This is a genomic window from Streptomyces sp. NPDC001219, from assembly GCF_053597915.1.
Genome location: NZ_JBSFJF010000044.1, coordinates 44,472 through 70,732, shown reverse-complemented (window position 1 = coordinate 70,732; position 26,261 = coordinate 44,472). Strand labels below are relative to the sequence as shown.

23 protein-coding genes are annotated in these 26,261 nt (G+C 73.2%); 15 read left to right on the top strand and 8 right to left on the bottom strand.

Going from position 1 to position 26,261, the window contains the following annotated elements:
* Nucleotides 1-190: 190 nt before the first annotated feature.
* The gene (locus tag ACWC9R_RS25510) at nt 191-604 is read left to right on the top strand and encodes an STAS domain-containing protein (protein WP_450734836.1); all 414 of its coding nucleotides are present in this window, start codon (nt 191-193) and stop codon (nt 602-604) included.
* Here the strand turns inward: ACWC9R_RS25510 and ACWC9R_RS25505 are convergent.
* Nucleotides 576-2,921, bottom strand: coding sequence for a collagenase (locus ACWC9R_RS25505; protein ID WP_450734835.1), 2,346 nt, complete (start codon nt 2,919-2,921; stop codon nt 576-578). The two genes, ACWC9R_RS25510 and ACWC9R_RS25505, sit on opposite strands and share 29 nt — an antisense overlap.
* Nucleotides 2,922-3,066: 145 nt before the next feature.
* Between ACWC9R_RS25505 and ACWC9R_RS25500 the strand changes: the two genes are divergently transcribed.
* The 4 genes from ACWC9R_RS25500 (at nt 3,067) to ACWC9R_RS25485 (ending at nt 7,441) form a co-directional block, all read left to right on the top strand.
* A complete protein-coding gene (locus ACWC9R_RS25500; protein WP_450734833.1) occupies nt 3,067-4,467 on the top strand; it encodes an aminopeptidase P family protein in 1,401 nt (466 codons plus the stop codon).
* A 19-nt stretch (nt 4,468-4,486) separates the two neighbouring features.
* A complete protein-coding gene (locus ACWC9R_RS25495; protein WP_450734832.1) occupies nt 4,487-5,038 on the top strand; it encodes a hypothetical protein in 552 nt (183 codons plus the stop codon).
* A 54-nt stretch (nt 5,039-5,092) separates the two neighbouring features.
* Nucleotides 5,093-5,881 (top strand): uracil-DNA glycosylase, encoded by a 789-nt coding sequence (locus ACWC9R_RS25490; protein ID WP_450734830.1) that lies wholly within the window; start codon nt 5,093-5,095, stop codon nt 5,879-5,881.
* A 117-nt stretch (nt 5,882-5,998) separates the two neighbouring features.
* Nucleotides 5,999-7,441, top strand: a complete 1,443-nt coding sequence (locus ACWC9R_RS25485) for an MFS transporter (RefSeq protein ID WP_450734828.1) — start codon at nt 5,999-6,001, stop codon at nt 7,439-7,441.
* A gap of 73 nt (nt 7,442-7,514) precedes the next feature.
* On the opposite strand, the gene ACWC9R_RS25480 is transcribed toward ACWC9R_RS25485, so the two are convergent.
* Both ACWC9R_RS25480 and ACWC9R_RS25475 read right to left on the bottom strand, forming a co-directional pair.
* Complete coding sequence (locus ACWC9R_RS25480; protein WP_450734826.1) at nt 7,515-8,432, bottom strand: SDR family oxidoreductase; 918 nt, start codon at nt 8,430-8,432, stop codon at nt 7,515-7,517.
* Between the two features lies 1 nt (nt 8,433).
* Nucleotides 8,434-9,261 carry an SDR family oxidoreductase gene (locus tag ACWC9R_RS25475; RefSeq protein WP_450734825.1) on the bottom strand — a complete coding sequence of 276 codons (828 nt, stop codon included), beginning with the start codon at nt 9,259-9,261 and terminating at the stop codon, nt 8,434-8,436.
* Between the two features lie 82 nt (nt 9,262-9,343).
* Between ACWC9R_RS25475 and ACWC9R_RS25470 the strand changes: the two genes are divergently transcribed.
* Genes ACWC9R_RS25470 through ACWC9R_RS25455 form a run of 4 tightly spaced genes read left to right on the top strand, consistent with a single transcriptional unit; the run spans nt 9,344 to nt 12,770 of the window.
* On the top strand, nt 9,344-10,117 hold the full coding sequence (locus ACWC9R_RS25470; protein ID WP_450734823.1) for an enoyl-CoA hydratase family protein: 774 nt from the start codon (nt 9,344-9,346) through the stop codon (nt 10,115-10,117).
* A gap of 3 nt (nt 10,118-10,120) precedes the next feature.
* Nucleotides 10,121-10,960 carry a CoA transferase subunit A gene (locus ACWC9R_RS25465; protein ID WP_450734821.1) on the top strand — a complete coding sequence of 280 codons (840 nt, stop codon included), beginning with the start codon at nt 10,121-10,123 and terminating at the stop codon, nt 10,958-10,960.
* Nucleotides 10,957-11,700 carry a CoA-transferase subunit beta gene (locus ACWC9R_RS25460; protein WP_450734819.1) on the top strand — a complete coding sequence of 248 codons (744 nt, stop codon included), beginning with the start codon at nt 10,957-10,959 and terminating at the stop codon, nt 11,698-11,700. The genes ACWC9R_RS25465 and ACWC9R_RS25460 overlap by 4 nt, the downstream gene beginning before the upstream one ends.
* Nucleotides 11,697-12,770: an NAD(P)H-dependent flavin oxidoreductase gene (locus ACWC9R_RS25455; RefSeq protein WP_450734817.1), complete on the top strand. Its 1,074-nt coding sequence runs from the start codon at nt 11,697-11,699 to the stop codon at nt 12,768-12,770. The genes ACWC9R_RS25460 and ACWC9R_RS25455 overlap by 4 nt, the downstream gene beginning before the upstream one ends.
* Before the next feature lie 65 nt (nt 12,771-12,835).
* Here the strand turns inward: ACWC9R_RS25455 and ACWC9R_RS25450 are convergent, their stop codons facing one another.
* Nucleotides 12,836-13,993, bottom strand: a complete 1,158-nt coding sequence (locus ACWC9R_RS25450; RefSeq protein WP_450734815.1) for an acetyl-CoA C-acetyltransferase — start codon at nt 13,991-13,993, stop codon at nt 12,836-12,838.
* 140 nt (nt 13,994-14,133) lie between these two features.
* Nucleotides 14,134-14,916: an SDR family oxidoreductase gene (locus ACWC9R_RS25445; RefSeq protein ID WP_450734814.1), complete on the bottom strand. Its 783-nt coding sequence runs from the start codon at nt 14,914-14,916 to the stop codon at nt 14,134-14,136.
* Nucleotides 14,917-15,072: 156 nt separating this feature from the next.
* Between ACWC9R_RS25445 and ACWC9R_RS25440 the strand changes: the two genes are divergently transcribed.
* Complete coding sequence (locus tag ACWC9R_RS25440) at nt 15,073-16,245, top strand: acyl-CoA dehydrogenase family protein (RefSeq protein WP_450734812.1); 1,173 nt, start codon at nt 15,073-15,075, stop codon at nt 16,243-16,245.
* A complete protein-coding gene (locus ACWC9R_RS25435) occupies nt 16,245-17,228 on the top strand; it encodes an acyl-CoA dehydrogenase family protein (protein ID WP_450734810.1) in 984 nt (327 codons plus the stop codon). The genes ACWC9R_RS25440 and ACWC9R_RS25435 overlap by 1 nt, the downstream gene beginning before the upstream one ends.
* Nucleotides 17,229-17,244: 16 nt before the next feature.
* On the opposite strand, the gene ACWC9R_RS25430 is transcribed toward ACWC9R_RS25435, so the two are convergent.
* Nucleotides 17,245-17,865: a PadR family transcriptional regulator gene (locus tag ACWC9R_RS25430; RefSeq protein ID WP_450734808.1), complete on the bottom strand. Its 621-nt coding sequence runs from the start codon at nt 17,863-17,865 to the stop codon at nt 17,245-17,247.
* A 229-nt stretch (nt 17,866-18,094) separates the two neighbouring features.
* Here ACWC9R_RS25430 and ACWC9R_RS25425 point away from each other — a divergent pair, with 229 nt between their 5' ends.
* From ACWC9R_RS25425 to ACWC9R_RS25415, 3 genes are all read left to right on the top strand, one after another.
* Nucleotides 18,095-20,305, top strand: a complete 2,211-nt coding sequence (locus ACWC9R_RS25425) for an FUSC family protein (RefSeq protein WP_450734806.1) — start codon at nt 18,095-18,097, stop codon at nt 20,303-20,305.
* 187 nt (nt 20,306-20,492) lie between these two features.
* Nucleotides 20,493-23,039: an ATP-dependent Clp protease ATP-binding subunit gene (locus ACWC9R_RS25420; RefSeq protein ID WP_450734804.1), complete on the top strand. Its 2,547-nt coding sequence runs from the start codon at nt 20,493-20,495 to the stop codon at nt 23,037-23,039.
* 8 nt (nt 23,040-23,047) lie between these two features.
* Nucleotides 23,048-23,545: a DUF6328 family protein gene (locus tag ACWC9R_RS25415; RefSeq protein ID WP_450734802.1), complete on the top strand. Its 498-nt coding sequence runs from the start codon at nt 23,048-23,050 to the stop codon at nt 23,543-23,545.
* 117 nt (nt 23,546-23,662) lie between these two features.
* Here the strand turns inward: ACWC9R_RS25415 and ACWC9R_RS25410 are convergent, their stop codons facing one another.
* Nucleotides 23,663-24,682, bottom strand: a complete 1,020-nt coding sequence (locus ACWC9R_RS25410; protein ID WP_450734800.1) for a hypothetical protein — start codon at nt 24,680-24,682, stop codon at nt 23,663-23,665.
* Nucleotides 24,683-25,047: 365 nt separating this feature from the next.
* On the opposite strand from ACWC9R_RS25410, the gene ACWC9R_RS25405 reads away from it, so the two are divergent.
* Nucleotides 25,048-25,239 (top strand): DUF6381 family protein, encoded by a 192-nt coding sequence (locus ACWC9R_RS25405; protein ID WP_362609320.1) that lies wholly within the window; start codon nt 25,048-25,050, stop codon nt 25,237-25,239.
* 131 nt (nt 25,240-25,370) lie between these two features.
* Here the strand turns inward: ACWC9R_RS25405 and ACWC9R_RS25400 are convergent, their stop codons facing one another.
* Nucleotides 25,371-26,222: a caspase family protein gene (locus ACWC9R_RS25400; protein WP_450734798.1), complete on the bottom strand. Its 852-nt coding sequence runs from the start codon at nt 26,220-26,222 to the stop codon at nt 25,371-25,373.
* Nucleotides 26,223-26,261: the final 39 nt, after the last annotated feature.

Sequence of the window (26,261 nt, the reverse complement as noted above, 5' to 3'; positions counted from 1 at the left end):
GTATCGGGGCGACCCTCCGCCTTGCGATCGCACGCACCAGACCCCGCGGGGCCGCCCTTCGGGCGAACGACGGGAGTTTGACGACAGGTCCTAGGGGAGATGGCCCGCCCGGCCCTCCTGCCCGGCGCTCCCGCCGCCTTTGATGGTGACAGCGGCCCGGAGGCCGGAATCGTGCGGACAGGTGAGATCCATGCTGCGGCAGTCGACGACCCCTCGGCGCGGGCGCCCCATGGGCGCGCCGATCGTCGTGAAACTCTTCGGAGAGCTGGACTACCCCAGCGCGGCGCGCACCAACGGCCGCCTCGACCCGGTGACGGCCGGGGACCGGCCGCACATGGTCCTCGACCTGACACAGGTGGACTTCCTCGACTGCGGCGGTATCGGGGTGCTGTGCCGCGCCCGGCGCCGCATCCGTGCGCACGGCGGCCGGCTGTCCCTGGTGGTCACCGACGCCCGCTTCCTGCGCCTGCTGGACGCCGTCGGTCTCGGCGGCTGCTTCGACATCCTCGGCGCCTCGCCGGACACGGCCCGCCCGGCGGGCGACGGGCCGTGGACCACCGGATGTGACGGGTCGGTCACCGCCGCAGCGGCCCCTCGCAGCTGAAGTCCGCGCTGCCGGCCTTGCCCGAGGACCAGATCTCGGTGGGGCCGAAGGAGCAGTTCATGTCGGCGAAGTTGTTCGCCGCGGGCCTGGCCCGGTCCAGGAGGAAGTAGTCGACCGTTTCGGCCATGTCCTTGAAGACCTGGTCGGGGCTGCCGGAGTTGCTGAGGTTGGCGGTGATCCGGCCGTTGCAGAGGAACCGGCCGTAGCCCGGGTCGCCGCCGTCCTTGCAGGTGGGCCTGGCGGCGGTGGCGGCGGTGAAGGCGCTCTGGACCGCGGCGGGGGTGGACAGCTTCAGGGAACCGTTGGGGACGAACGTGGTGCGCGGCACGAAGAGGTCGTCGACGACGGCGATCTGGGCGTCGAGGAACGCGTCGTACTGCTGCTGGAGCCCCGCGTCGGACCCCATCCGGTTGCGCCAGGCGTCGAACGCGGACGGGTCGTCTGCGCGCAGGTACCGGTACATCTCCTGGAGCTTCGCCGGGTGGTCGCGCCACAGGAACTCGAAGAACGTCCCGGCGTAGTTGTAGAAGCGGAAGCCGTCGCCGTCATAGGTCGCGTGCAACAGCTGCTGGACGCTCATCCGCGGCCCGCCGCCCGCGGTGTCCGCGATGACGCCCTTGACCAGCGAGCGGCGTACCGCGATCCCGTCGTCGCGGGTCGAGCCGTCGAAGAACTCCGCGCTGCCCTCGTCCATGGCGGTGGTGCGGTCGCCCTGGTACCACGGGCCCTCCCCGAAGAAGCCGGGGACGGCGAAGCGGCCGTTGAGGTAGTGGACGTACTCGTGCCGGAAGAGTTCCTCAAGGGTGAGGGTGGAGTCCTGGGGGACGCGGCGCTGGTAGGTGTAGAAGGTGGCGCCGCGTTCTATGTAGACGCCGCCGTTGTTGGTGCCCATGCCGGTGAGCAGCGGGTGGTAGACCTCGTAGTCGGCGCGGGAGGCGTACAGCACGATGGTCAGGGTGGTGTTGGGGTCGCCGGCCAGCGGCTCGGCCGTGCCGAGCACCCGGTGGAACTGCGCCTTGACCTGCTTGGACGCGTAGTAGAGCTGGTCGACGGTGGTGCGGTCGAGGGCGGTGCGGACCTTGATGGCGCCGTTGTCGTAGGAGTAGGTGCGCGGGAAGATCCGCTTCTCGATGTCCGCCTTGCACACCGCGTACGGTGCGCAGGCCCCGAAGTAGTCGAGCCAGCCGGCGATCTTGGCCCAGGGTTCGCTGCCCTCGCCGTAGTTCTGCACGGTGGTGCGGAGCAGCGCGCCGAGGTCGGTGACGATGCCCGGCTTGAGCGCGGCGATCTCGCCGAAGCGGCCGTACTCGCTCAGGGCGTCACGGATGACCCAGGCGTTGGGTGTGCCCTTGAGGTGGGTGTATCCCACGAAGGCCTTGAAGACGGCGCGGTAGCCGGGGTCGGCGGTGACCGCGTTCTGGAAGGCGGTGTCCTTGTTGCCGGGGTAGACGCCCAGGTAGTTGACGGAGAGCGCGGCGAGGGCGGCGTTCCCCCAGGAAGGGTCCTTGTGGGTGGCGGTGTGGGACGGGTCCATGGTCGCCAGGACCTTGCGGACCAGGCCGAGTTGGTGCTGCCGCAGCCCGGGGGCGCTGGCGGCGTACAGGGCCTCGCGCAGGGTGTCGGCGTTGGTCCGGGTGACGTCGAAGGTGCGGGCCGCGGTGCCGAAGGCGTCGACGGCGCGGCGGATGGCGTCGACGGTGGGGGCGTCGGTGAGGTCGATCTCGTCGTGCGAGAAGTCCTGGTAGGCGACCGCGTGCAGGTAGGTGAACATCTCGTACAGGTGGCTGGTGTTCTTGCCGTCGTGGGCGGCGGCCAGCCCGGTGGCGCGCCGGGCGACGGCCTGGACATGGGCGTCGGACATGACGGGGACGAGCCGGGCGTCCCAGGTCCAGACGAGCCGGCGCAGACAGTCGTCGGCGGTGACGGCCGGGTCGGCGAGGAAGTCCGCGAACTGTTCGGGGCTCAGCCCCGTGATGCCGTCGAGGGTGCAGGGGGCGACGGCAGGTCCGGTGGCGCGCGGTGGCGCGGCGGCGGGTCTGGTCTGCGGGCCCGGTATCCGGCCCCGCTCGGTGCGGGAACGGGGCGCGGGCGCCGGTGCGGGGGTGAACTTCGGGGTTCTGGCGAGGCGTTGGGCCTGGTCGAAGGGGTTGGGGGTGGGGGCTTCGGCACGGTGTGCGGGCTGCCCGGGGCGGGCCCCCTGGGCGGGGGCGGCCGGGGTGCGGGGCGCGGCGAGGGCCGACGGGACGACCGGCAGGGCGAGGGCCGCGACGACGGTCGCGGCCAGCAGCGTCCTGCGCGGGGTAGGCGAAGGGGACACCTGAACCTCCGGGAGGGGGTGGGGGGTTGATGAGGGGGGTGGGGGTGAGGGGAGGGCCTTCACTCCACGAGGTGTGACCTATAACATAGTAATGTGAAATTGCACTGACAAGGCTTCAGCACCCTGCTTTCCCGGAGGCGTCGACATGACCGCGCGTACTGCCCAACTCCACACCGGGAGCCACGACTTGCCGGTGTCGGACGCCCTCGCCGACTTCATGACCGGCCGGTGGGCCACCGCTCCGCTCCCCGCCGACTCCCGTGTCCCCGGCTTCGCGCTCTTCGCGGACCGCCGGGCCCGGCTCGCCGCCCGCTTCCCCGGCGAGCGACTGCTCGTCCCCGCAGGCGAGTTGAGGGTCCGCTCGCACGACTGCGATCACCGCTTCCGTCCGCACAGCGCCTATGCCTGGCTGACCGGGCTGACGGGCGAGGACCAGCCGGGGCATGTGCTGGTCCTGGAGCCGGACGGCGAACCGGTGCTGTACGTACGGCCGCGCTCACCGCGGGACGGCGGCGGGGAGTTCTACCGGGACCGCAAATACGGTGAGTTCTGGGTCGGCCGCCGCCCGGACCTGGCCGAGACCGGACGGCTCACCGGCATCCGCTGCGCCCGCCTCGACGACCTGGTGCCGCACGCCACCGACCGGAACGCCGCCCGGGACGCCGAACTCGCCTGCGTGCTGAGCGAGTTGCGGCTGGTGAAGGACGCCTGGGAGATCGGGCAGCTGCAACAGGCGGTCGATCACACCGTCACCGGCTTCGAGGACGTCGTACGGTCCCTGCCCGCCGCACTGCGTCATCCGCGCGGGGAACGCTGGATCGAGGGGGTCTTCCAGCTGCGCGCCCGCGCCGAGGGCAACGGCACGGGGTACGAGACCATCGCCGCCGCCGGCGCCCACGCCTGTGTGCTCCACTGGACCCGCAACGACGGTCCGCTCGCCCCCGACCAGTTGCTGCTGCTCGACGCGGGCGTGGAAACCGACTCGCTCTACACCGCCGACATCACGCGCACCCTCCCGCTCTCCGGCCGCTTCTCCCCCGTCCAGCGCCGGGTGTACGAGCGGGTGCTCGCCGCGCAGGACGCGGGTATCGCCGCCCTCAAGCCGGGAGCGAGCTTCCGTGACTTCCACCGGGCCTGTACAGCCGTCCTGGCCGAGGGCCTGGCCGACTGGGGTGTGCTGCCCGTCCCGGCGCGGGAGGCGCTCACCCCCGAGAGCGGTCTGTACCGGCGTTACACGCTGTGCAGTTCGGGACATATGCTCGGCCTCGACGTACACGACTGCGGCCGGGCCCGCGCGGAGCAGTACCTCGACGGCGTCCTGACGGAAGGGCAGGTGCTCACGGTCGAGCCGGGGCTCTACCTCCAGCCCGACGACGAGACCCTGCCGCCGGAACTGCGCGGTATCGGTGTCCGTGTCGAGGACGACCTCGTGATCACCTCGGACGGGGCGCGGCTGATGTCCTCGGCGCTGCCGCGTACCGTCGACGGCGTGGAGGAGTGGATGGCCGGCCTCCTCGACGGCGGCTTCCCGCCACCTTCCCGATGAAGTCCTCCTGGAGCGGCAGTTGACCCCCTACTCCCTCGCGTTCTATCTGGACGTCGTCACCCACGGCACCGTGCTCGGCGCACCGCCGACCGCCACCCCCGAGCAGGTCACCGAGGCCCTGGGGACGGACTACGCCGAGAACTCCCCGCACCCGACCCAGATGTGGCGTGACTACGGGCTGGCGGAGTTCTCCTGGCAGCGCCCGTCCCCCGACGAGCCGTGGACCGGTCACCACTTCACCCTGCAGGTGCACCGGCTCGCGGGCGGCGGGAAGGTCGCCGGGGAGCGGCTCCGGTCGCGGTACGGGCGGTTCGACCGGAGGCTGCGCTTCGACAAGCTCCGGAGGCTGCTGGAGCGGCGCGGCACCCCCCTCGTGGAGGTCCCGGAGTATCCGTCGCAGTCGGCGCACTACCGCGTCTACTGGCAGCCCGACTCGCAGGTGTCCGTCCGAGTCATCCGCGCCCACGGACGGTACGCCACACCGGGCGATCTGCGGGTCGGCGACGTCTACCACATCCTCGCCCCGATGACGCACGGAGAAGTGGAGTGGCGCACCTCGCGCCCGTGGTGACGCCGTTCCGTCGGCGGCAGGCGGGAGTTCGGCGCGGGGGCATAGCGTGGAGGGATGGAGGAAACCGGGGCGGCGGAGCCGCCGGGCACGGACGAGAGCGGCTTTCCCGCCCACCACGCGGGGCGCTGCGGCGGGCTCGCGGAGCTGGACGCGGAGCTGGTCCGCTGCCGGGCCTGTCCCCGGCTGGTGGAGTGGCGCGAGGAGACCGCCGCCCATCCGCGTGCGGCGTTCCGGGGCCAGGAGTACTGGGCCCGCCCCGTCCCGGGATTCGGGCCGCCGGACGCGGCGCTGGCCGTCGTCGGGCTGGCGCCGGCCGCGCACGGCGGCAACCGCACCGGCCGGATGTTCACCGGGGACGCCTCCGGTGACTTCCTGTTCGCCGCGCTGCACCGGGTCGGCCTCGCCTCCCGGCCCACCGCGACGCACCGGGGCGACGGGCTGGAGCTGTACGGGGTGCGGGTCACCGCGCCGGTGCACTGCGCTCCGCCGCAGAACCGGCCGACGCCCGCCGAGCGCCGTACCTGCCGGCCGTGGCTGTCGGCGGAGGTGGCACTCCTCGCGCCGGGCCTGCGCGCGGTGGTGGCCCTGGGCTCCGTCGGCTGGCAGGCGGTGCTGCCCGCACTGGGCGAGGCGGGATGGCCGCTCCCCCGGCCCCGCCCGGCGTTCGGTCACGGGGCGCAACTGACCCTGCCCGCCACCGGGCAGCGGCGGGAACTCCAGGTGCTCGGCAGCTACCACCCCAGTCAGCGCAACACGTTCACCGGCCGGCTCACCTCCGACATGCTGGTCGAGCTGCTCGCCCGCGCCGCCGGTCTCGCGGGGCTGGGTCCGTCACCGGACTGACTCCCCCGGGCCGGGCGGGCGTCCGGTGCCCGGCGCTCCGCCGCCGTGCGGCCCCGGACGCCGACTTCTATCCTTGGAGAGCAGCTTTCGGCAGGTCCCGAACGCTTAGGAGTGCGCGTGCGCCCTCGCATGGCACCTCAGGCCGGGGAGGCCGTTCCGGACGGCTCGTTCTCGCACCGGGACCGGGCGGTGATCGCCGCTGCGGCGCTGTCCATGCTCATCGTGCAGATGGACTGGTTCGCGCTCGATCTGATGCTGCCGGTCATCGCCCGGGACTTCGGGACCTCGTCCACCGACCTCCAGTGGCTGGTCAGCGGATACATGCTGGCCATCGGCGCGTTGATGATCGTCGGTGGCCGGACGGCCGATGTGCACGGGCGGCGACGGGTCATCGTGATCGGGCTGCTCGTGTTCGCCACCCTGTCCGTGGTCTGCGCCGCCGCCCAGAGCGCCCCCTGGCTCGTCGCCGCGCGCGTGGTGCAGGGCACCGGTGCGGCGCTGATCTTCCCGGTGTCCATCGCGGTGGTGACCAGCTACTTCCGGGACGACCGGCAGGGGCCCGCGGTCGGTACGGTGCTCGCGTTCAGCTCCGTCGGCACCGCGCTCGGGCCGTTCGTGGGCGGCGTCTTCGCCGAACACGTCAGCTGGCGTGCGGTGTTCCTGCTGAATGTGCCGGTGTGTCTGGCCGCCATGCTGCTGGTGCTGCGGTTCGTCCCGGAGAGCCGCGACGAGCGCGCGACCCGCCGTCTCGACCTGCCCGGCGCCGCGACCGTCGCCCTCGGTCTGGCCTGTCTGATGCTCGCCGTCGACCAGGGGCCGGGCTGGGGCTGGTCCTCCGCACCCACCCTGGCCCTCTTCGCGCTGGGGGTCGCCTTCCTCGTGCTGTTCGTGGCGGTGGAGCGGCGGGCGCCGGAGCCACTGATCGACCTGTCCCTCTTCCGCAGCGCGAAGTTCGACGTGATCACCCTCGCGGGTTCCCTGTCGAATGTGGTCTATTGCCTGCTCGCGGTGCTCGCCGCGCTCTATCTCCAGCAGGCCCGGGGGCTGTCGCCGTTCCACGCCGGGGTGATCTTCCTGGCGCTCTCCTGCGGTGTCGGAGCGGCCAGTTACCGCGCCGGGCACCTGGCCCTGCGCTGGCGTGCCGAGGTGCTGATGGCCTGCGGCATGCTCGTCAGCGGTGCCGGGTTGCTGGTGCTGACCTGGGTGCGGCCGCTGGGCTGGTACGCGGTGGTCCTGGTCGTCTGCGGGGTCGGCATCGGGCTGGGGTGGGCGCTGACGAACGTGGCCACGCAGGCGCATGTCCCCGCGGAGCGGACGGGCGCGGCGTCGGGGCTGGTGCTGACGTCGCTGGTGCTGTTCGGTGCGGTGAGCGTGACGGTCGCGGCGACGGTGCTGGAGGCCGTCAGCGGTTCCCCGACGACCGCGGCCGCCGACGGCCCCGCCATCGAGGCCGTGCTGCGCGGCACCTCCGTCCTGGCCTTCCTCGGCGCCTTCGGGCTGTTCGCCATCTGCCGGCCACGACTGCGGACCCGGGCCCCGGCAGTGGAGGGCACTGACTGACGGCGAGTCAGGTGCGGACTCGCCCGGAGCGAACGGACCGTGCCGCGGAGGGAGTTCGCGTCGGTCCGGTGGGTCACCGCGCCCCGTACACCGGCTGCGGAGTCCCGGCGGCGGCCAGCAGCTCGCGGGCGGTCCGGCCCGCCTCGGCGGGTGTCCAGCGGCTCTTGTTGTCCGCGGTGGGGCCGGGGCGCCAGCCCTCCATCACGGTGATCCGGCCCGCCTCGGCCTCGAAGACCCGGCCGGTGACCCCGGCGCTGCCGGCGGAGCACAGCCACACCACCAGCGGGGAGACGTTCTCCGGGGCCATCGCGTCGAACCCCCCGTCGGCGGGCGCCGCCATCGTCGCGGCGAAGGTCTGCTCGGTCATCCGGGTACGGGCGGCCGGGGCGAGCGCGTTGACCCGCACGCCGTAGCGGGCCATCTCGGCGGCGGCGACGAGGGTGAGGCCGACGATCCCGGCCTTGGCGGCGGAGTAGTTGCCCTGACCGACGCTGCCGAGCAGCCCGGCGCCGGAGGAGGTGTTGACGATCCGCGCGTCGGGCGTGCGGCCCGCCCTGGACTCGGCGCGCCAGTGCGCGGCGGCGTGCCGCAACGGCAGGAAGTGGCCCTTGAGATGGACGCGGACGACGGCGTCCCAGTCATCCTCGTCGAGGTTGACGAGCATCCGGTCGCGCAGGAACCCGGCGTTGTTGACGAGGGCGTCGAGGCGGCCGAAGGCGTCCAGGGCGGCGCTGACCAGCGAGGCGGCGCCGTCGGTGGTGGTGATGTCCCCGGTGTGGGCGACGGCCCGGCCGCCCTGGCCGCGGATCTCGTCGGCGACCCGCTGGGCGGGCCCGGCCGAGGTCCCGGCGCCGTCGGGGGCCACCCCGAGGTCGTTCACCACGACCGCCGCCCCTTCCGCTGCGAGGGCCAGGGCATGGGCGCGGCCCAGACCGCGGCCCGCTCCGGTGACGACGGCGACGCGTCCCGCGCAGATTCCGGTACCGGTCATCTCAGTCTCCTGTTCCGTCATGGCGGATCTCCTCGGGGGCGGGCGGGGTGCCGGGGTGGTTGGCGGTGGCGGCGTCGAGGAAGGCGGGGCGCTCGCCACCGCCGTGGACGAGCAGGCTCGCGCCGGTCAGATACGCGGCGCGGTCGGAGGCGAGGAAGACGCAGGCGTCGCCGATCTCGGCGGGTTCGGCGAGCCGGCCGAGCGGGACGGTGGCGCCGACGGCGGCGACGCCCGCCTCGTCCCCGTAGTGCAGAGCGCTGAGTTCGGTGCGCACCATGCCCAGGACGAGGGTGTTGACCCGGACCCGGGGGGCCCATTCGACGGCCATGGAGCGGGCCAGCTGGTCCAGGCCCGCCTTGGCCGCGCCGTAGGCGGCGGTGCCGGGCGAGGGGCGGGTCCCGCTGACGCTGCCGATCATGATGACCGAACCGCCGCCCGGCCGGTCGCGCAGCACCTCGTACGCGGCGAGGGAAGCGGTCAGCGGCGCGAGGAGGTTGAGTTCGACGACCCGGGCGTGCCGTTCGGCGGTGTGCTGCCCGAGCAGCCGGTACGGCGTGCCTCCGGCGTTGTTGACCAGGCAGTCCAGCCGGCCGTACGCCGCCGCGACGCGCGGGAAGAAGGCCCGGACGGCGGCCGGGTCGCGCAGGTCGAGGGGGCGGAAGTGCGCGGTGCGGCCGGCCGCGGTGACCGGGGTGTCCGGCGGCCGCCGGGCGCAGACCACGACCTCCGCACCGGCCTGGAGGAACGCACGGGCGATGCCGGCGCCGACGCCCCGGGTGCCGCCGGTGACGACGGCGACCCGTCCGGTCAGATCGAGGGTCAGGCTCATTCGGCACCCCTCCCGCAGCGCGCGATCCGCTGCTAGCTTCGCTACCTAACAAACGCTTGGTGGAAAGGTAGCTGATCGCCTCATGGGTGTCTCCACCTCCACACCGGACCAGGGCGTCGCCGTCATCACCGTCGACTTCCCTCCGGTCAACGCCCTTCCCGTACAGGGCTGGTACGACCTCGCCGACGCGGTGCGCGCGGCCGGCCACGACCCCGGCGTCCGCTGTGTCGTCCTCACCGCGGCGGGCCGCGGCTTCAACGCGGGCGTCGACATCAAGGAGATGCAGCGGGACACCGCGGCGGGCGGCCACGGTGTCCTGATCGGCGCCAACCACGGGTGCGCCGAGGCCTTCGCGGCGGTCTACGCCTGCGAGGTGCCGGTGGTCGCGGCCGTGCACGGCTTCTGTCTGGGCGGCGGCGTCGGCCTCGTCGGCAACGCGGACGCGATCGTGGCGAGCGAGGACGCCACCTTCGGGCTGCCGGAGCTGGACCGCGGCGCGCTCGGCGCGGCCACCCATCTGGCCCGGCTGGTCCCCCAGCATCTGATGCGCGCGCTCTACTACACCTCACGCACCGCCACCGCCGCCGAACTGCACACCCACGGCTCGGTCTGGAAGGTCGTGCCGCGCGCCGAACTCGCCGGTGCAGCCCGGGACCTGGCGCGGGAGATCGCACGGAAGGACGGCAGTCTCCTCCGTCTCGCCAAGGCCGCCCTCAACGGCATCGACCCCGTCGACGTCCGGCGCAGCTACCGCTTCGAGCAGGGCTTCACCTTCGAGGCGAACCTCAGCGGGGTCGCCGACCGGGTCCGCGACACCTTCGGCACGCCCGACGGCACACCGGCCAAGGAGGGCTGAGCCATGACCGACAAGACCATGACACCCGAGGACGTGGTCTCCCGGCTGCACAGCGGGATGACCCTCGGCATCGGCGGCTGGGGGTCACGCCGCAAACCGATGGCACTGGTGCGCGCGCTGCTCCGCTCCGACCTCACCGATCTCACCGTGATCTCGTACGGCGGGCCCGACGTCGGCCTGCTCGCCGCCGCGGGCCGCATCCGCGAACTGGTCGCGCCGTTCGCCACGCTGGACTCGATCCCGCTCGAACCGCACTTCCGCGCGGCCCGCCAGCAGGGCGCGTTCGCCCTGACGGAACCCGACGAGGCGATGTTCATGTGGGGCCTGCACGCGGCCGCCAACCGGCTGCCGTTCCTCCCCGTACGGGCCGGACTCGGCTCGGACGTCATGCGCGTCAACCCCGGCCTGCGGACCGTCACCTCACCGTACGAGGACGGCGAGACGCTGGTCGCCGTGCCGGCCCTGCGGATGGACGCCGCGCTGGTCCATCTCAACCGTGCCGACCGCCTCGGCAACGGCCAGTACCTGGGCCCCGACCCGTACTTCGACGACCTGTTCTGCGAGGCCGCCGACCACGCCTACCTCTCCTGCGAGCGGCTCGTGGACGACTTCGCCGGCGCCGTGCCGCAGACGCTGCTGGTGAACCGGCACACGGTCACCGGGGTCGTCGAGGCCCCCCATGGCGCGCACTTCACCTCCTGTGTCCCGGACTACGGCCGCGACGAGGCCTTCCAGAAGCTGTACGCGAGCACGCCCTGGCCGGAGTTCGCCGAGCGGTTCCTGTCCGGGGACGAGAAGTCCTACCAGTCCGCGGTCCAGACCTGGCACGAGGAGCAGACGTGAGCCGGACGACCACCACCCGCGCCGAGTACTGCGTGATCGCCTGCGCCGAGGCCTGGCGCGACAACGGCGAGGTGCTCGCCAGTCCGATGGGCCTGATCCCGTCGATCGGCGCCCGGCTCGCCCAGCGCACCTTCTCCCCCGATCTGCTGCTCACCGACGGCGAGGCGATGCTCGTGGGCCCCGACGGGACGGCCGAGGGCTGGCTTCCCTACCGCCGGCATCTCACCATGGTCACCGGCGGCCGGCGCCATGTGATGATGGGCGCCAGTCAGCTCGACCGCTTCGGCAACCAGAACATCTCCTGCATCGGCGACTGGCACCGGCCCGCCCGCCAGCTCCTCGGAGTACGCGGCGCACCCGTCAACACCCTGAACAACCCGGTGAGTTACTGGGTGCCGAAGCACTCCCGGCGGGTCTTCGTCGAGAAGGTCGACATGATCAGCGGGGTGGGGTACGACAGCGCGGCCGCCGCCGGCCCGTCCGCGACCCGCTACCACCGCCTTCCGCGGGTGGTGTCCGACCTCGGCGTCCTCGACTTCGCGACCCCGGACCGGACCATGCGGCTCGTCTCCATACACCCCGGTGTGACGGCCGCGGAGGTCCAGGCGGCCACCGGCTTCCCGCTCGTCCTGCCCGACGAGGTGCCCTGCACCCGGGAGCCCACCGCCACCGAACTGCGGCTGATCCGCACGGTCATCGACCCGGACGGACGGCGCGACCGCGAGGTGCCGCCGGTATGACGGCCACCTCCGGGATCGACACGGCGCTGACCCGGCTCGTCGGGGTGCGCCATCCCCTCGTACAGACCGGCATGGGATGGGTGGCCGGGCCCCGGCTGGTCTCGGCGACGGCCGAGGCAGGCGCCCTGGGCATCCTCGCCTCGGCCACCATGACCGTGGAGCAGCTGCGGTCGGCGGTACGCGAGGTCAAGTCCCGTACGGACGCGCCGTTCGGGGTCAACCTGCGGGCCGACGCGGGCGACGCGGCGGAGCGGGTGCGCCTCCTGGTGGCGGAGGGCGTACGCGTCGCCTCGTTCGCACTGGCCCCCTCCCCCGAGCTGATCGCCCGGCTCAAGGACGCGGGGATCGTCGTCATCCCGTCCGTCGGGGCCCGCCGCCATGCCGAGAAGGTCGCGGCCTGGGGCGCGGACGCGGTCGTCGTCCAGGGCGGGGAGGGCGGCGGACACACCGGGAGCATCGCCACGTCCGTGCTGCTCCCGCAGGTCGTGGACACGGTCGACATCCCGGTGATCGCCGCGGGCGGCTTCTTCGACGGGCGCGGCCTGGTCGCGGCGCTGGCGTACGGCGCGGCCGGGGTCGCGATGGGCACCCGCTTCCTGCTGACGTCCGACAGCACCGTGCCGCCGGCCGTCCAGGCCCGCTATCTGGCGGCGGCTGTCCAGGACGTCACCGTCACCACGAAGGTGGACGGTCTGCCGCACCGGATGCTGCGCAGCGAGCTGGTCGAGGCGCTGGAGCGGTCCGGGCGCGGCGCCGCGCTGGTCCGGGCGGTGCGCCATGCCGCGTCGTTCCGGAAATTGTCGGGCCTGGGCTGGGGTCAGATGGTCCGGGACGGCCTGGCGATGCGGCACGGCAGGGACCTCTCCTGGAGCCAGGTGCTACTCGCGGCCAACACGCCGATGCTGCTCAAGGCGTCGATGGTCGAGGGGCGCACCGATCTGGGGGTGATGGCCTCCGGGCAGGTCGCCGGGGTGATCGAGGATCTGCCGTCGTGCGCGGAACTCGTCGGCCGGATCATGGCCGAGGCGCAGCAGACGCTGGCCGCGCTGCCGCCGGCCGCACCGCGCTGAGCGGCTGTCGCGGTCCGGCCGGAGCGGGTTCCGGCCGGGCCGCGGCGGCGCCCTCCCGTGGGGCGTCAGAGACGCTCGATGATCGTGACGTTGGCCTGGCCGCCGCCCTCGCACATGGTCTGCAGCCCGAACCGGCCGCCGGTGCGCTCCAGTTCGTGCAGCAGGGTGGTCATCAGCCGGACACCGGTGGCGCCGAGCGGATGGCCGAGGGCGATGGCGCCGCCGTTGACGTTGACCCGCTCCGGATCGGCCCCGGTCTCCTTGAGCCAGGCCAGCACCACGGGCGCGAACGCCTCGTTGATCTCGACCAGATCGATGTCGCCGATCGTCATGCCCGCCTTCTTCAGCGCGTGGGCCGTCGCCGGGATCGGTGCGGACAGCATCCGGATCGGGTCCTCGCCGCGCACCGTCAGCTGGTGGACCCGGGCGCGCGGGCGGAGTCCGTGCTCGGCCACCGCCCGCTCGGAGGCCAGGAGCATGGCGGCCGCGCCGTCGGAGACCTGGGAGGAGACCGCCGCGGTCAGCCGGCCGCCCTCGACGACCGGCGGCAGTCCGGCCATCCTCTCCAGGGAGGTGCTGCGCCGGGGCCCCTCGTCGGTGGTGACGTCCCCGTAGGGGAGCAGCTCGCGGTCGAAGCGGCCCTCGTCGATGGCGCGGACGGCGCGCCGGTGCGAACGGAGCGCGAACTCCTCCATGTCCGCGCGGGAGATCTGCCATTGGTCCGCGATGAGTTCGGCGCCGTGGAACTGGTTGACGGGCGCCGTGCCGTAGCGGGCTCGCCAGCCCTCGGAGCCGGCGAACGGGCCGTCGGTCAGTCCCAGCGGGGCGGCGGCCTGGCGGCTGGCGAAGGCGATCGGGATCTGCGACATGTTCTGCACGCCGCCCGCGACCACCAGGTCCTGGGTGCCGGAGAGCACGCCCTGGGCGGCGAAGTGGACGGCCTGCTGGGAGGAGCCGCACTGCCGGTCGACCGTGACGCCCGGCACCTCCTCGGGCAGTCCGGCGGCCAGCCAGCACGTCCGGGCGATGTCCCCGGCCTGCGGTCCCACCGTGTCCAGGCAGCCGAAGACGACGTCCTCGACGGCCGCCGGGTCGGCGCCGGTGCGTGCCATCAGCGCCGTCAGGACATGGGCGCCCAGGTCGGCGGGGTGGACGGCGGACAGACCGCCGCCCTTCTTGCCGACCGGGGTGCGGACCGCGTCAACGATGTAGGCCTCGGGCATGGGGGTCTCCCTGGTCAGATTCTGCGGAGGTGCCGGCCGGTTCCGCAAGGCCTCCGCGGACGGGTGCGGGCGGCGCGCTGCTCGGGGCGGTACGGCACCGGGCGGGGGGTGGTGTCGCGTACGGGTCGTCGGGCCGGGGGTCAGGCGTGCTGGGAGCTGACCGACACCGTCTCGCCGGTCATGTACGAGGCGTAGTCGCCGGCCAGGAAGACGATGACGTTGGCGACCTCCCAGGGTTCGGCGTAGCGCCCGAACGCCTCGCGCTCGGTGAGCTCCGCGAGCAGCTCGGGCGTGGTCACCTTCACCAGATGCGGGTGCAGGGCGAGGCTGGGCGAGACGGCGTTGACGCGGACGCCGTAGGCGGCGGCCTCCATGGCGGCGCAGCGGGTCAGTGCCATCACCCCGGCCTTGGCCGCGGCGTAGTGGGCCTGGCCGCGCTGGGCGCGCCAGCCGACGACGGAGGCGTTGTTGACGATCACTCCGCCGTCGCCGGTGGCCTTCATCCGGCGCAGGGCTGCCCGGGTGCAGCGGAAGGTGCCGTTCAGGGTGACGTCGAGGACCTTGGTCCACTGCGCGTCGGTCATCTCGACGAGGTCGGCGGTGCCGCCGAGCCCGGCGTTGTTGACCACGATGTCGAGCCGTCCGTGACGCTCCTCCGCCAGCTCCAGCAGGGAGTTGATCTGGTCCTCGTCGGTGACGTCGCAGGGCAGGGCGGCCACCGTGCCGTCGCCGAACTCCGCGGCGAGCGCCGCCGCGGACTCCCGCAGGCGGCGCGCATGGGCGTCGCCGAGGACGACCCGGGCGCCCTCCTCCAGGAATCTGCGGGCGGTGGCGCCGCCGATGCCTGCTCCGGCGGCCGCGGTGATGACGGCGGTCCGGCCGTCGAGCAGATGGTGGCCGGGCACGTACGGGGGCGGTGTCATACGTGAGCCTCCAGCGGGGCCTCGACGCTGCTCATGGCGCTACGTTAACCTACCAAACACTTGTTAGAGAAGGAGGCCGATGGCGATGCCCGCTGCCCACCCCACAAGGCCCCGGCACGACGGGCAACTCCCCTGCCCGGCAGGGGCGGTCGCCTGATGGACCTCGCCTTCACCGCCGCGGAGGAGGAGTTCCGGGCCGAGGCCCGCGCCTGGCTCGCCGCGCACGTACCCGCCACTCCCCTGCCGTCGCTGGAGACCGCCGACGGGTTCGCCGCCCACTGTGAGTGGGAGCACGAACTCGCCGCGGACCGCTGGTCGGTCGTCACCTGGCCCGAGCGGTACGGCGGCCGGGGCGCCTCGCTCTGGCAGTGGCTGGCCTTCGAGGAGGAGTACTACGCCGCGGGCGCCCCGGGCCGGGTCGGCCAGAACGGGATCAGCCTGCTCGCCCCGACCCTGTTCGAGCACGGCACCGAGGAGCAGCGCACCCGGGTGCTCGGCCCCATGGCGCGCGGTGAGGTCGTCTGGGCGCAGGCCTGGTCGGAGCCGGAGGCGGGCTCGGATCTGGCGTCGCTGCGCTCGGCCGCCGTACGGACCGACGGCGGCTGGCTGCTGAGCGGGCAGAAGACCTGGTCGTCGCGGGCCGCGTTCGCCGACCGCGCCTTCGGGCTGTTCCGCAGCGACCCGGACACCGCCCGGCCGCACCAGGGGCTCAGCTATCTGATGTTCCCGCTGGACGCGCCGGGCGTGACGGTGCGTCCCCTCGGCCGCCTCGACGGCAAGCCCGCCTTCGCCGAACTCTTCCTCGACGAGGTCTTCGTGCCCGACGCGGACGTCATCGGCGAGCCGGGGCAGGGCTGGCGGATCGCGATGAGCACCACCGGCCGGGAACGCGGTCTGACGCTGCGCAGTCCGGGCCGCTTCTCCGCGGCCGCCGAGCGGCTGGCCGCGCTGTGGCGGGAGGCCCCCGAGGGGGCCGGGCCGGCTCTCGGCGAGCGGGTGGCCGACGCGTGGATCGGCGCCCGCGCCTATCAGCTCTTCACCTACGCCCACGCCTCCCGGCTCGCCGCCGGCGAGGAGGACCTCGGCGCCGGGTCGAGTCTGAACAAGGTCTTCTGGTCCGAGCTGGATCTCGCCCTGCACGAGACCGCCCTGGACCTGCTCGGCCCGTACGGGGCGCTCGCCGATGACGCCGACGAGGCGCCCACGCACGGGAGATGGGCCGAGGGCTACACCTTCTCGCTCGCCGGGCCGATCTATGCCGGCACCAACGAGATCCAGCGCGACATCATCGCCGAGCGGCTGCTCGGCCTGCCGAAGGGACGCCGGTGATGCGGTTCCTCCTGACCGCCGAGCAGCGGGAGTTCGCGCGGACGCTGGACGGCCTGCTCGGGGCGTCCGGCACACCGGCCGTGGTGCGGGCCTGGGCGGCCGGGGAGCACCGTCCCGGCCGGGCGCTGTGGGCGCGGATCGCGGAGGCGGGGGTGTTCGGGCTGGCCGTCGCGGAGCGGCACGGCGGGTCGGGCCTGCTGCCGGTCGAACTCGCGCTCTCCTTCGAGGAGTTGGGACGCCATGCCGTTCCCGGTCCGCTGGCGGAGACGGTGGCGGCGGCCGTGTTCCTGGAGCGGCTCGGCGCGGACGCGGCGGCCGGGGAGTGGCTGCCGCGGATCTCCGCGGGCGAGGCCGTCATCAGTCTGTGCGCCGGGGCGGACCCGTACGCGCTGGACGCGGATGCCGCCGACGCCGTGTTCGTCGTACGGGGCGACACGGTGTCCCTTACCGAGGCTCACGGCCCGGTGCAGCGCGCCCTCGACCCGGCCCGGCGGGCGGCCCGGCCGCTCGGCGGCACGGTGGTGGCCCGGGGCCCGGCGGTGACCGCGGCCGCCGGGTACGCCGTCGAGGTCGCGCGGCTGGCCACCGCCGCGCAGTCCCTCGGACTCGGCCGCGCCCTGCTGACGGCGACCGTCTCCTACGTCCGGCAGCGCACCCAGTTCGGGGTGGCCGTCGGCTCGTTCCAGGCGGTCAAGCACCGGCTGGCGGACACCCTCATCGGGCTGGAGTTCGCCGAGCCGCTGGTGCGGGCGGCGGCCCTGGCGGTGGCGGCGGGGGTCCCGTCGGCGGGCCGGGAGGTGGCGGCGGCGAAGGTCGCGGCGGGCGAGGCCGGGTACGCCGCGGCGCGGACCGCGCTCCAGTTGCACGGCGCCCTCGGCTACACGGAGGAGCTGGACCTCTCACTGTGGCTCCGCAAGGCACGGCCACTGCGGGACGCCTGGGGCACCCCGGCCGACTGTCGCGCCCGCGTGCTGACGGGGTGATCCCCGCGGACACGCGCTACGGGAGCCGCCGGTCCCGCTCGGCCAGATCGGCCAGCATGGCGTCGGCCAGGTCCCGTTCGGCGGCGTAGTAGCGCTCCGACCACTTCATGACGAGTGCGGGATAGGCCCAGGCCTCCTCGCCGGCGGTCTCCTCGGCGTCGCCCTCGGCGCGCTGCCGCATGGTCTCCGCGTACTCCCGGTGCCGGCCCAGCACGTCCCGCATCCGGTCGGCCTCCAGGAGATGTCCCAGCCACATCCGCAGCATCACCCCGTGCTTGAGGACGGGCGGCTCCACGGGCGCCTCGCGTGCCCAGTGGCGCACCGCCGCCAGGCCCGCGTCGGTGATCACATAGACCCGCTTGTCGCGGTTGCCGGTCTCCTGGGCGACCATCCGCGAGCTGAGGTAGCCGACCTTCTCCAGACGCTTCAGCTCGCCGTAGATCTGGCTGAACGACGGGCTCCAGTAGAAGAGCCGCAGCGACCAGTCGGACCACTTCTTCAGGTCGTAGCCGGACAGCTCCTCGCCGAAGGAGAGCAGCCCCAGCACCGCCCAACTGGTCGCCGGCAGCGCCGGTGGCCCGTCTTCGCCGGTCGCGGTGTCCACGGCGTCCGCCCTCTTGTCCGTCACGTGCCGCATCCTACGGTCCGTGCCGGTCCCCCCGCGCCGCCGCCGGTCGCCAACTCCCGCTCCGCTTCGTGGCATTCCTGACAGAGCTATGTCTGTTGGAAACACCTCGGGGAGGCGGTCCCGGCGCGTGCCGGGGCGCCGCCGGGCGGGCGGGAGACGGGTGGCGGGTGTCACGCGTGGCGGCGGCCGGGGGGGGCCGCGCGGTGCGGACCCGGACCCGCTGGCCAATAGTGGAGAGGTGAGCCCGCAGCAGGGAGCTTCTCCGGGGTCCGGGCCGCGGCGCGCGGCCGGCGGCGCCGGGCTGCGCGGACTGCTGGAGCGCGGCAGAGACGGAGTGCGGGCGCACCACACGGTGGTCGGCAACGCGGTGCGGGTGACGGCCGCCTCCTGCGCCGCGTTCTACCTCTGCCGCTACGGGCTCGGCCTGCTCGTCATGTCCGTCTACGCCACCTTCACCGTGGTGTCGCTCGGTGCGCTGGCGCGGATTCCCGGCTCCGGGCGGCAGCGCGCGGCGACCGTGCTCACCGCGCTCCCCGCCGGGCTCGTGCTGATCACCCTGGGCACCCTGCTCGCCGTCCGGACCTGGACGGCCGTCGTCGGCATGCTCGTCATCGGCTTCATGGTGGCGTACGCGGGCACCACCGGACCGCGGATCGCCGGAGCGGCACCCGGGATGCAACTGCTCTACATCCTGCCGTGCTTCCCGCCGTACGCCCCGGAGACGCTGGGTCAGCGGCTGTCCGGCTTCCTGCTGGGAGCGGTCCTGCTCGCGCTGGCCCAGCGCTTCCTGATGCCCGAACCGGACACCCCGTCCTACCGCCGGCTGCTGGCCGACGCCGCCGACGCGGCCGCCCGGCTGGCCGACCACCACGGCGGGCCACCACCCGAAACAGCGCTGGCCACCGCGCACCGGGCCGGGGAGGCGCTCCGTCCCTCCTGTGTGCCGTCCGCCGACCGGCCCGCCTCCCCCACCCTCCCGCACAAGGCGATGGCGCACGCCTCCGAGGCCGTCCGCACCCTGCTGGCCCGGCTGGACGCCCTGCACACCGGGGCCGGGCCGCACCAGCGGTACCAGCCGGAGACGGTGGTGCTGCTGGAGGGCATCAGCGGCGCGGCCCGCGGTGCCGCGGACGCGCTGCGGCGGGGGAAGCGGCTGCGGCCCGGCGAGGGGCCGTCCGCCACGGCCCTTCAGGAGGAGCTGGCCCCGGTCCGCGCCCACCGGGCCGTGGACACCCTGCAGCGGCTCAGCACCGACGACCGGCTGGTCTATCTGCGCCGCCGGTCCCAGGTGGTACAGGCCGCCGACTGCGCGGTCGTCCTCGTCCTGGCCACCCGGCTGATGTTCGGCGACCGCTCCGTGGAACAGAACCCGGCCGGCCACACCTTCGCCTACGCACGGGCCCGCCCGCTCCAGCTGTGGTGGCAGCGGCTGACCATGCACCTCACCCCCCGCTCGGTGATCTTCCAGAACGCCTGCCGGTTCGCGCTGGGGCTGGCCGCGGCCCGTGCCATCGCCGGGCTGCTCGACCTCCAGCACGGCTTCTGGGTGCTGCTCGCCACGCTCACCCTGACCCGTACCACCAGCCTGGAGACCCGGTCCGCGGTCCGGCAGGCGCTGACCGGGACGCTGATCGGCGCGGTGCTGGCCGGCGGGATGCTGGCGCTGGTCCACGACCGGGACACGGTGTACGCCGTGGTGCTGCCGGTGGTCATGCTGGTGGCGTTCACCGCGGGGCCGTTGCGCGGGCTGGCCTGGGCGCAGGGCGGCTTCACCCTCGTCGTGGCGACGCTGTTCGCGCAGGTCTCCCCGGTCACCTGGCAGCTGGCCCCGGTCCGGTTGGTGGATGTGCTGGTCGGCAGCGTGATCGGGCTGACCTGCGGGCTGGTGGCCTGGCCACGGGGCGCGGGCAGCGAGGTGCGCAGAAGCATGGCGGGCCTGTGCTCGGCCATCGCCGACGCCATCGGGCACACCACCGCGCGGGTCGTCGAACGCTCCGGCCACACCGATGTCCTCGCCCTCAACCGTGCCCTCAGCCTCGCGCAGGAGAGCCTGGCCCAGTACCAGTGCGAACCCCGGGACGACGGACCGCAGCCGGACTGGCCCGCGCTGCTGGTCGCCGGGACGGACGCGCGGCGCGGGGAGCGGCAGCTGCCCGGCCGCCCCGGCCGGATCGCCTCACAGGAGGTCGGCGCCTGGCTGCGGCACTCCGCCGGCCGGGCGGCCGACGACTACCGGTCCCTCGGCCAGCACCTCGGCACGGACCGCGGCACGCCAGGGGACCATCCGCAACCGCTCGACATCCGCGCCCTGTTGGCGGTCGCGCCGGCCGTCCCGCGCCACAGCCCCGACACGGAGACCCGCGCCCTCTCCGCCGCGCTGCTCCTCGACTCGGTGATCTGGCTCGACGCCCTCACCACCGATCTGACCCATCTCCACGGGGAGCTGTGACGGCGGTGCCGACGGGCCCGGGTGCGGAAGGAGTTCCGGGCCCTGATCCTGAAGCAGTGGAGCCGTGTACGACAGGCCGCCCCGCGCCTCCCGGACACCCGGCGGGGCGGGCACACGGGACACCGGCAACCAGCCACCCCACCAGGCAGCATGTCGCGGCAGCGCCGTGACAGCGGAACGGACACACATGAGCAACGGATTCATGGGTCCGGAGGGTTACGGCCCGGACCCGTTCGGTGACTTCCTCGCGCGCTTCTTCGGTTCCGCGCAGTCCACGGACGGCGAGCAGGGGCAGCACATGCCCCGGCAGGCGGACATCGCGCGCATGATGAGCGCCCCCGCCCGGGATCTGGTGACCTCGGCGGCCGCCTACGCCGCCGAGCACGGCAGCCCCGAACTCGGCACCGAACATCTGCTGCGGGCCGCCCTGGCGTCCGAACCGACGCGCAGCATGCTCCAGCACGCGGGCGCTGACCCCGACGCGCTGGCGGCCGAGATCGACCGCGCCGCCGGTTCGGGCCCGAAGCAGTCCAGCGTCGCCGTGACGCCCGCGGTCAAGCGGGCGCTGCTGAGCGCGCACGAACTGGCGCGGGACAACGGTGCCTCGTACATCGGTCCGGAACATGTGCTGGACGCCCTGGCGGCCAATCCGGACTCGGCGGCGGGGCGGATTCTGAACCTCGCCCACTTCGAGCCGCAGGCCACGCCGCAGGGCGGCCACGGCGCGCCCCACGTGGGCCCCGACCACGGTGCCGCCCCGAAGCACGACACCCCGACGCTCGACAAGTACAGCCGCGATCTGACCGACCTGGCGCGGGCGGGGCGGATCGACCCGGTCATCGGCCGCGGCGAGGAGATCGAGCAGACCATCGAGGTGCTCTCCCGCCGGGGGAAGAACAACCCGGTGCTGGTCGGCGACGCGGGGGTCGGGAAGACGGCGATCGTGGAGGGCCTGGCCCAGCGGCTCGCCGACGGGGACGTCCCGGAGACCCTGTCGGGGCGCCGGGTCGTCGCCCTGGACCTGACGGCCGTGCTCGCCGGCACCCGCTACCGCGGCGACTTCGAGGAGCGGATGAACGCCATCATCGAGGAGGTCCGCGCGCACACCGACGCGCTGCTCGTCTTCATCGACGAGCTGCACACGGTGGTCGGGGCCGGCGGCGGCAGCGGGGACGGCGGTTCGCTGGAGGCGAGCAACATGCTCAAGCCCGCCCTCGCGCGCGGGGAGCTGCACGTCATCGGCGCCACCACCCTGGAGGAGTACCGGCGGCACATCGAGAAGGACGCCGCGCTCGCCCGCCGCTTCCAGCCGATCCTGGTGCCCGAGCCGAGCATCTCCGACACGGTGGAGATCCTGCGCGGCCTGCAGGACCGCTACGAGGCACATCACCAGGTGCGCTACACGAAGGAGGCGCTGCTGGCGGCCGTCGAGCTGTCGGACCGCTACATCGCCCACCGCTTCCTCCCCGACAAGGCGATCGACCTGATCGACCAGGCGGGCGCCCGCGTCCGGCTGCGGTCCGGCGCCAAGGCCACCGACGTACGGGACCTGGAACGCGAGGTGGAGCAGCTGGTCAGGGACAAGGACCAGGCGGTCGCGGCGGAGCAGTACGAACGGGCCACCGAGCTGCGGGACCGGATCGCCGACCTGACCGCGCGGATCGGGGCGGGCCAGGCGGAGCCGCCGAGCGACTGCCACATCGTGCAGGTCACCGCGGAGGACGTGGCGGAGATCGTGTCGCGGCAGACCGGTGTGCCGGTGAGCAGTCTGACCCAGGAGGAGAAGGAGCGGCTGCTCAAGCTGGAGGAGCAGCTGCACACCCGGGTGATCGGCCAGGACGACGCGGTCACCGCCGTCTCCGACGCGATCCTGCGCTCGCGGGCCGGACTCTCCGACCCCGAACGCCCGATCGGCAGCTTCCTCTTCCTCGGCCCGACGGGCGTGGGCAAGACCGAACTGGCCCGCGCGCTCGCCGAGGCGCTGTTCGGCAGCGAGGAGCGCATGGTGCGGCTGGACATGAGCGAGTATCAGGAGCGGCACACCGTCAGCCGGCTGGTGGGCGCGCCGCCGGGGTACGTCGGCCACGAGGACGCGGGCCAGCTGACCGAGGCGGTGCGCCACCACCCGTACTCGCTGCTGCTGCTCGACGAGGTGGAGAAGGCCCATCCCGATGTCTTCAACATGCTGCTGCAGGTCCTCGACGACGGGCATCTGACCGACTCCCAGGGCCGCACCGTCGACTTCAAGAACACCGTCATCGTGATGACCAGCAACCTCGGCTCGGACGCGCTCAGCGGCGGCCGCGGCGTGCTCGGCTTCGGCCCGGACATCTCGGGGGCGGAGGCCGGTGACGGCGCGCGGGAGCGGGCGCTCAGCTCCTTGCGCGAACACTTCCGCCCGGAGTTCCTGAACCGGCTCGACGAGATCATCGTCTTCCGCCGGCTGACCGACGATCAGCTGCGGCAGATCACCGAGCTGCTGCTCGACGGGACCCGGCGCAGGCTGCACGCCCAGGAGATCGCCGTGCAGTTCACCCCCGGCTCCGTGGACTGGCTCACCCATCGCGGCCACCAGCCCGAGTACGGGGCCCGGCCGCTGCGGCGCACCATCCAGCGCGAGATCGACAACATGCTGTCGCGGCTGCTGCTCGACGGTGCGCTGTCGTCCGGGGACGAGGTGCGCGTCGAGGTGGAGGACAACGAGCTGGCCTTCCGTACCGACAAGCCGCGGTAGGTCTCCTCATGGGTGCGCTGGGCCCGCGTGACACGGCCGAGGGGCGGCACGAGTCGCCGGAGGAGCGTGCCGACCGGCGGTGGAGCGAGTTGCTGCAGGAGGTACGGGTCATCCAGACCGGTGTGCAGATCCTCTTCGGCTTCCTGCTCACCGTCGTCTTCACCCCGCGCTTCACCACCCTCGGCCCGACCGACCGGACCATCTACGTGGTGACGGTCCTGCTGGGGGCGGCCACGACCGGCGCGCTGGTCGGGACGGTGACCTTCCACCGGCTGGTCGCCGGTCACCGGCTGAAGCCGGAGACGGTGCTCTGGGCGGGGCGGCTGGCCATGGTGGGGATCGTGCTGCTGCTGGCGACGGTGGCCTCCGCACTGCTGCTGATCCTGCGCATCGCCATGGACGACGAGGACGTGCCCTGGATCGTCGTCGGGCTCGTCGTGTGGTTCATGCTCTGCTGGTTCGCACTGCCCTTCTGGGTGCTGCACCGGTACTCGGGCAAGGACTGAGCGCACACCCCGGGGCCGGTACGCCCGCGCCGCTGACACACCCGGGCACGGGCGCGGGCCGGGACACCCAGGTCAGGGTCCCGGCCCGCGCCCGTGACGGCCGCTGTGCGTCGGGGGTCACGCGCGCGCGGCGGCCGCGCCCACCCGGCGCGGGCGGTAGAGCAGCGCCGCACCCGCGAGCCCGGCACTGACGATCGCCAGCCCGACCGCGAGCAGTTCGGGCCACATGCCGGTCTCCCCCAGTCCGCTGCCGAGCGGGGCGAAGACCCCGGCCCGGGACAGCGCGTGCAGGGCGATGATGATCATCGCCGCGGCGGCGCTCACCGTCCAGACCAGGGCGGTGTCGTGCATCGCCAGCCAGCCGGCCAGCAGCAGGTAGACGACGGCGATGGCCATCGAGAGCCCGGCGGTCGCCTGGGCGCCCTGGAGGTGCGAGGAGTTCGCCGGCAGATGGCTCAGGCCGCACAGCGCCAGCGCCAGGGCAGCGGGCCAGCGCAGCACGGACCGGAGCACGCCGGGCACCGCGTAGCCGGGCTGGCGGGGCTCCTCGTCCGCGGGCGCCCAGCGCGGACCGCCCTGCGGCATGGCGCCGGCGGGCCGCTGCTGGGCCCACGGGGGACGGCTGGGCTGCTGGTTCATCCCGGCGTCGTTCTGCGCGTGGTAGAGCGACTGCCCGTCGCGGCCCAGGGGGCGGACGTCGGGGTCGAGCACGTGCATGGACGCGGTGCGCTCCGGTTCGAGCAGGTCACCGGGGCCGGCGGGGCCGCCCAGTCCGCCGTGCCCTCCGGGGCCGGGCGGGAACTGGTCGACGAGGCCGTGGACCTCGGCGCCGCCGTTCGTCCGGTCGAACAGCTCGATGAGCTGCGCGACCTCCTCCACGGACCGGTCGACGGCCACCGCGCGCAGCGCGTCCTGGCTCGATTCGGCGGTGTGCGGGGTGGCGCGGAGCATGTCGAAGAGCGCGGCGACCTCGCTCACCGGACGGGACACGACCGCCATGCGGAGGGCCTCGTCGCCGGGGTTGGGAACGTCGCCGCTGCGCTTGAGCCGCTCCACAAGGGCGGCGACTTCCTCCAGTGGCCGGTGGGTCACCGCCTCCCACAGAAGTGTGCGGGCCGAGTTTTTCTCAGGGGTCATGGGCGGAAAGTGCTCGCCGGGTTCTGTCGAGGACAGTTCGGCGTCGCCCCCACAAAGAGCTGGTTCGGATGTCATGGAGAAACTCCACTGAACGAGGGGAGCGTCAAACACCAGAAAGCGCTGACACTCGGCGGACTGTGAGCGTGCTGTGGTTCAGCCAACGTCCCTATTGGCCGCTCTCGCCATTCAGGAAGGCCATCCGGAGGAGACACGCCGGGACGCCCGGGCGTGCCGCGTCCGGCGGCCCCTTTCCGAATGACGCCGCGATATCGGCCCGCACGGAGCGTGACCGTCGAGGTGCCAAGGCCCGTCGACCCTGATTAGCTGGGAAATGCAGCTCTCCACACCTCGTCCAAGGACAGATCATGAGCGCATCAGGAGAATCACGCGCACGAATCCAGCAGATGCGTGACAAGGCCCAGGAACTGCAGGCGGCCGCCGAGCGGGCCGGTGACCCGGAGGAGCGGAAGCGGCTCCAGGAGAAGGCACTCAGGCTCCGTTCCCAGAGCGAACAGGAAAGCGGAATGGCCAGCGGAGACATCTACCCCGCCGACTGAGCGGGGCCGGGAGAGCGGACGCCTCAACAACGGAGAAAGGGACGGGACGCGCGCCTCGGCGGCGTCCCGTCCGCCGTGTTCGGCAGGACCGCCGTCCGGCGCTCCGCCGGTATCCCCTCCCCCGCATTCCGTCACACCGTGAAAGGCCGCTGGGCCAGAAACGCCTCTCCGGGACGGCCGGACACATGGAGGTTGGGGCTCTGGGTGGGCGGCATGTTGCGCACGATGTCGCGATGGAAGGAGCGATGGTCGCCGCGGAATGTCCCGCCGTTCCAGACGTCCAGCAGGGTTCCGGTGAATTTGCCGTTGATCTCGCCGTCGGAGGCCAGCTGATTGTCCTGGCAGGCGGAGATCAGCAGAGCGTCCGCCTCCCCCGTATGACGCTTGTGCGCGGCGAGGTCGCGCTGGATCTCCTGGTAGAACTCCTTGTCCCGCTGGTAGATCTCGTGCTGCCGGACCACCGGCATCAGCCGGGCGGTGTGCTCGATCCGGCCGGGGTCGCGGGTCTGGAACTGCTCCTCCATGGCCTCGGGGCTGAGGACCTCGCGCACCTCGATACCGGTACCGCTGTGACAGCAGTCCAGCAGGGCCAGAATCCGTACCCCTTCGGCGAAGCGGCTGAATTCCCGGTGCAGCTCGTCGTCGAGGAACTCCCGGTCGTAGAGCACCAGGGTCTCGTCGAAGGCGTCCGGCTCCTCGTCGGAACCCGCCGTGTCGGGGATCTGGCCGCCGTGGCCCGAGTACGTGAACAGCAGGATGTCGCCGCTCCTGAGGGCCTTGGCCGCCGTGCGCAGCTCGGCGGTCATCCGCCGTACGGTGCCCTCGGCGGTGAGCAGGAGGGTCGCGTCGAACCCGGCGTCGCCGGCCAGCCGGGCCATGGCGTGGGCGTCGTTCTCGCAGGCGACGAGTTCGCCGTCCCAGCCGCCGTATTTCGCGGCGTCGACCCGGTTGAGTCCGAGGTGGAGGGAACGGCCGGTGGCCATGGGAACTCCTTAGCGCGCGGTGGGGGCAACGCCAGGATG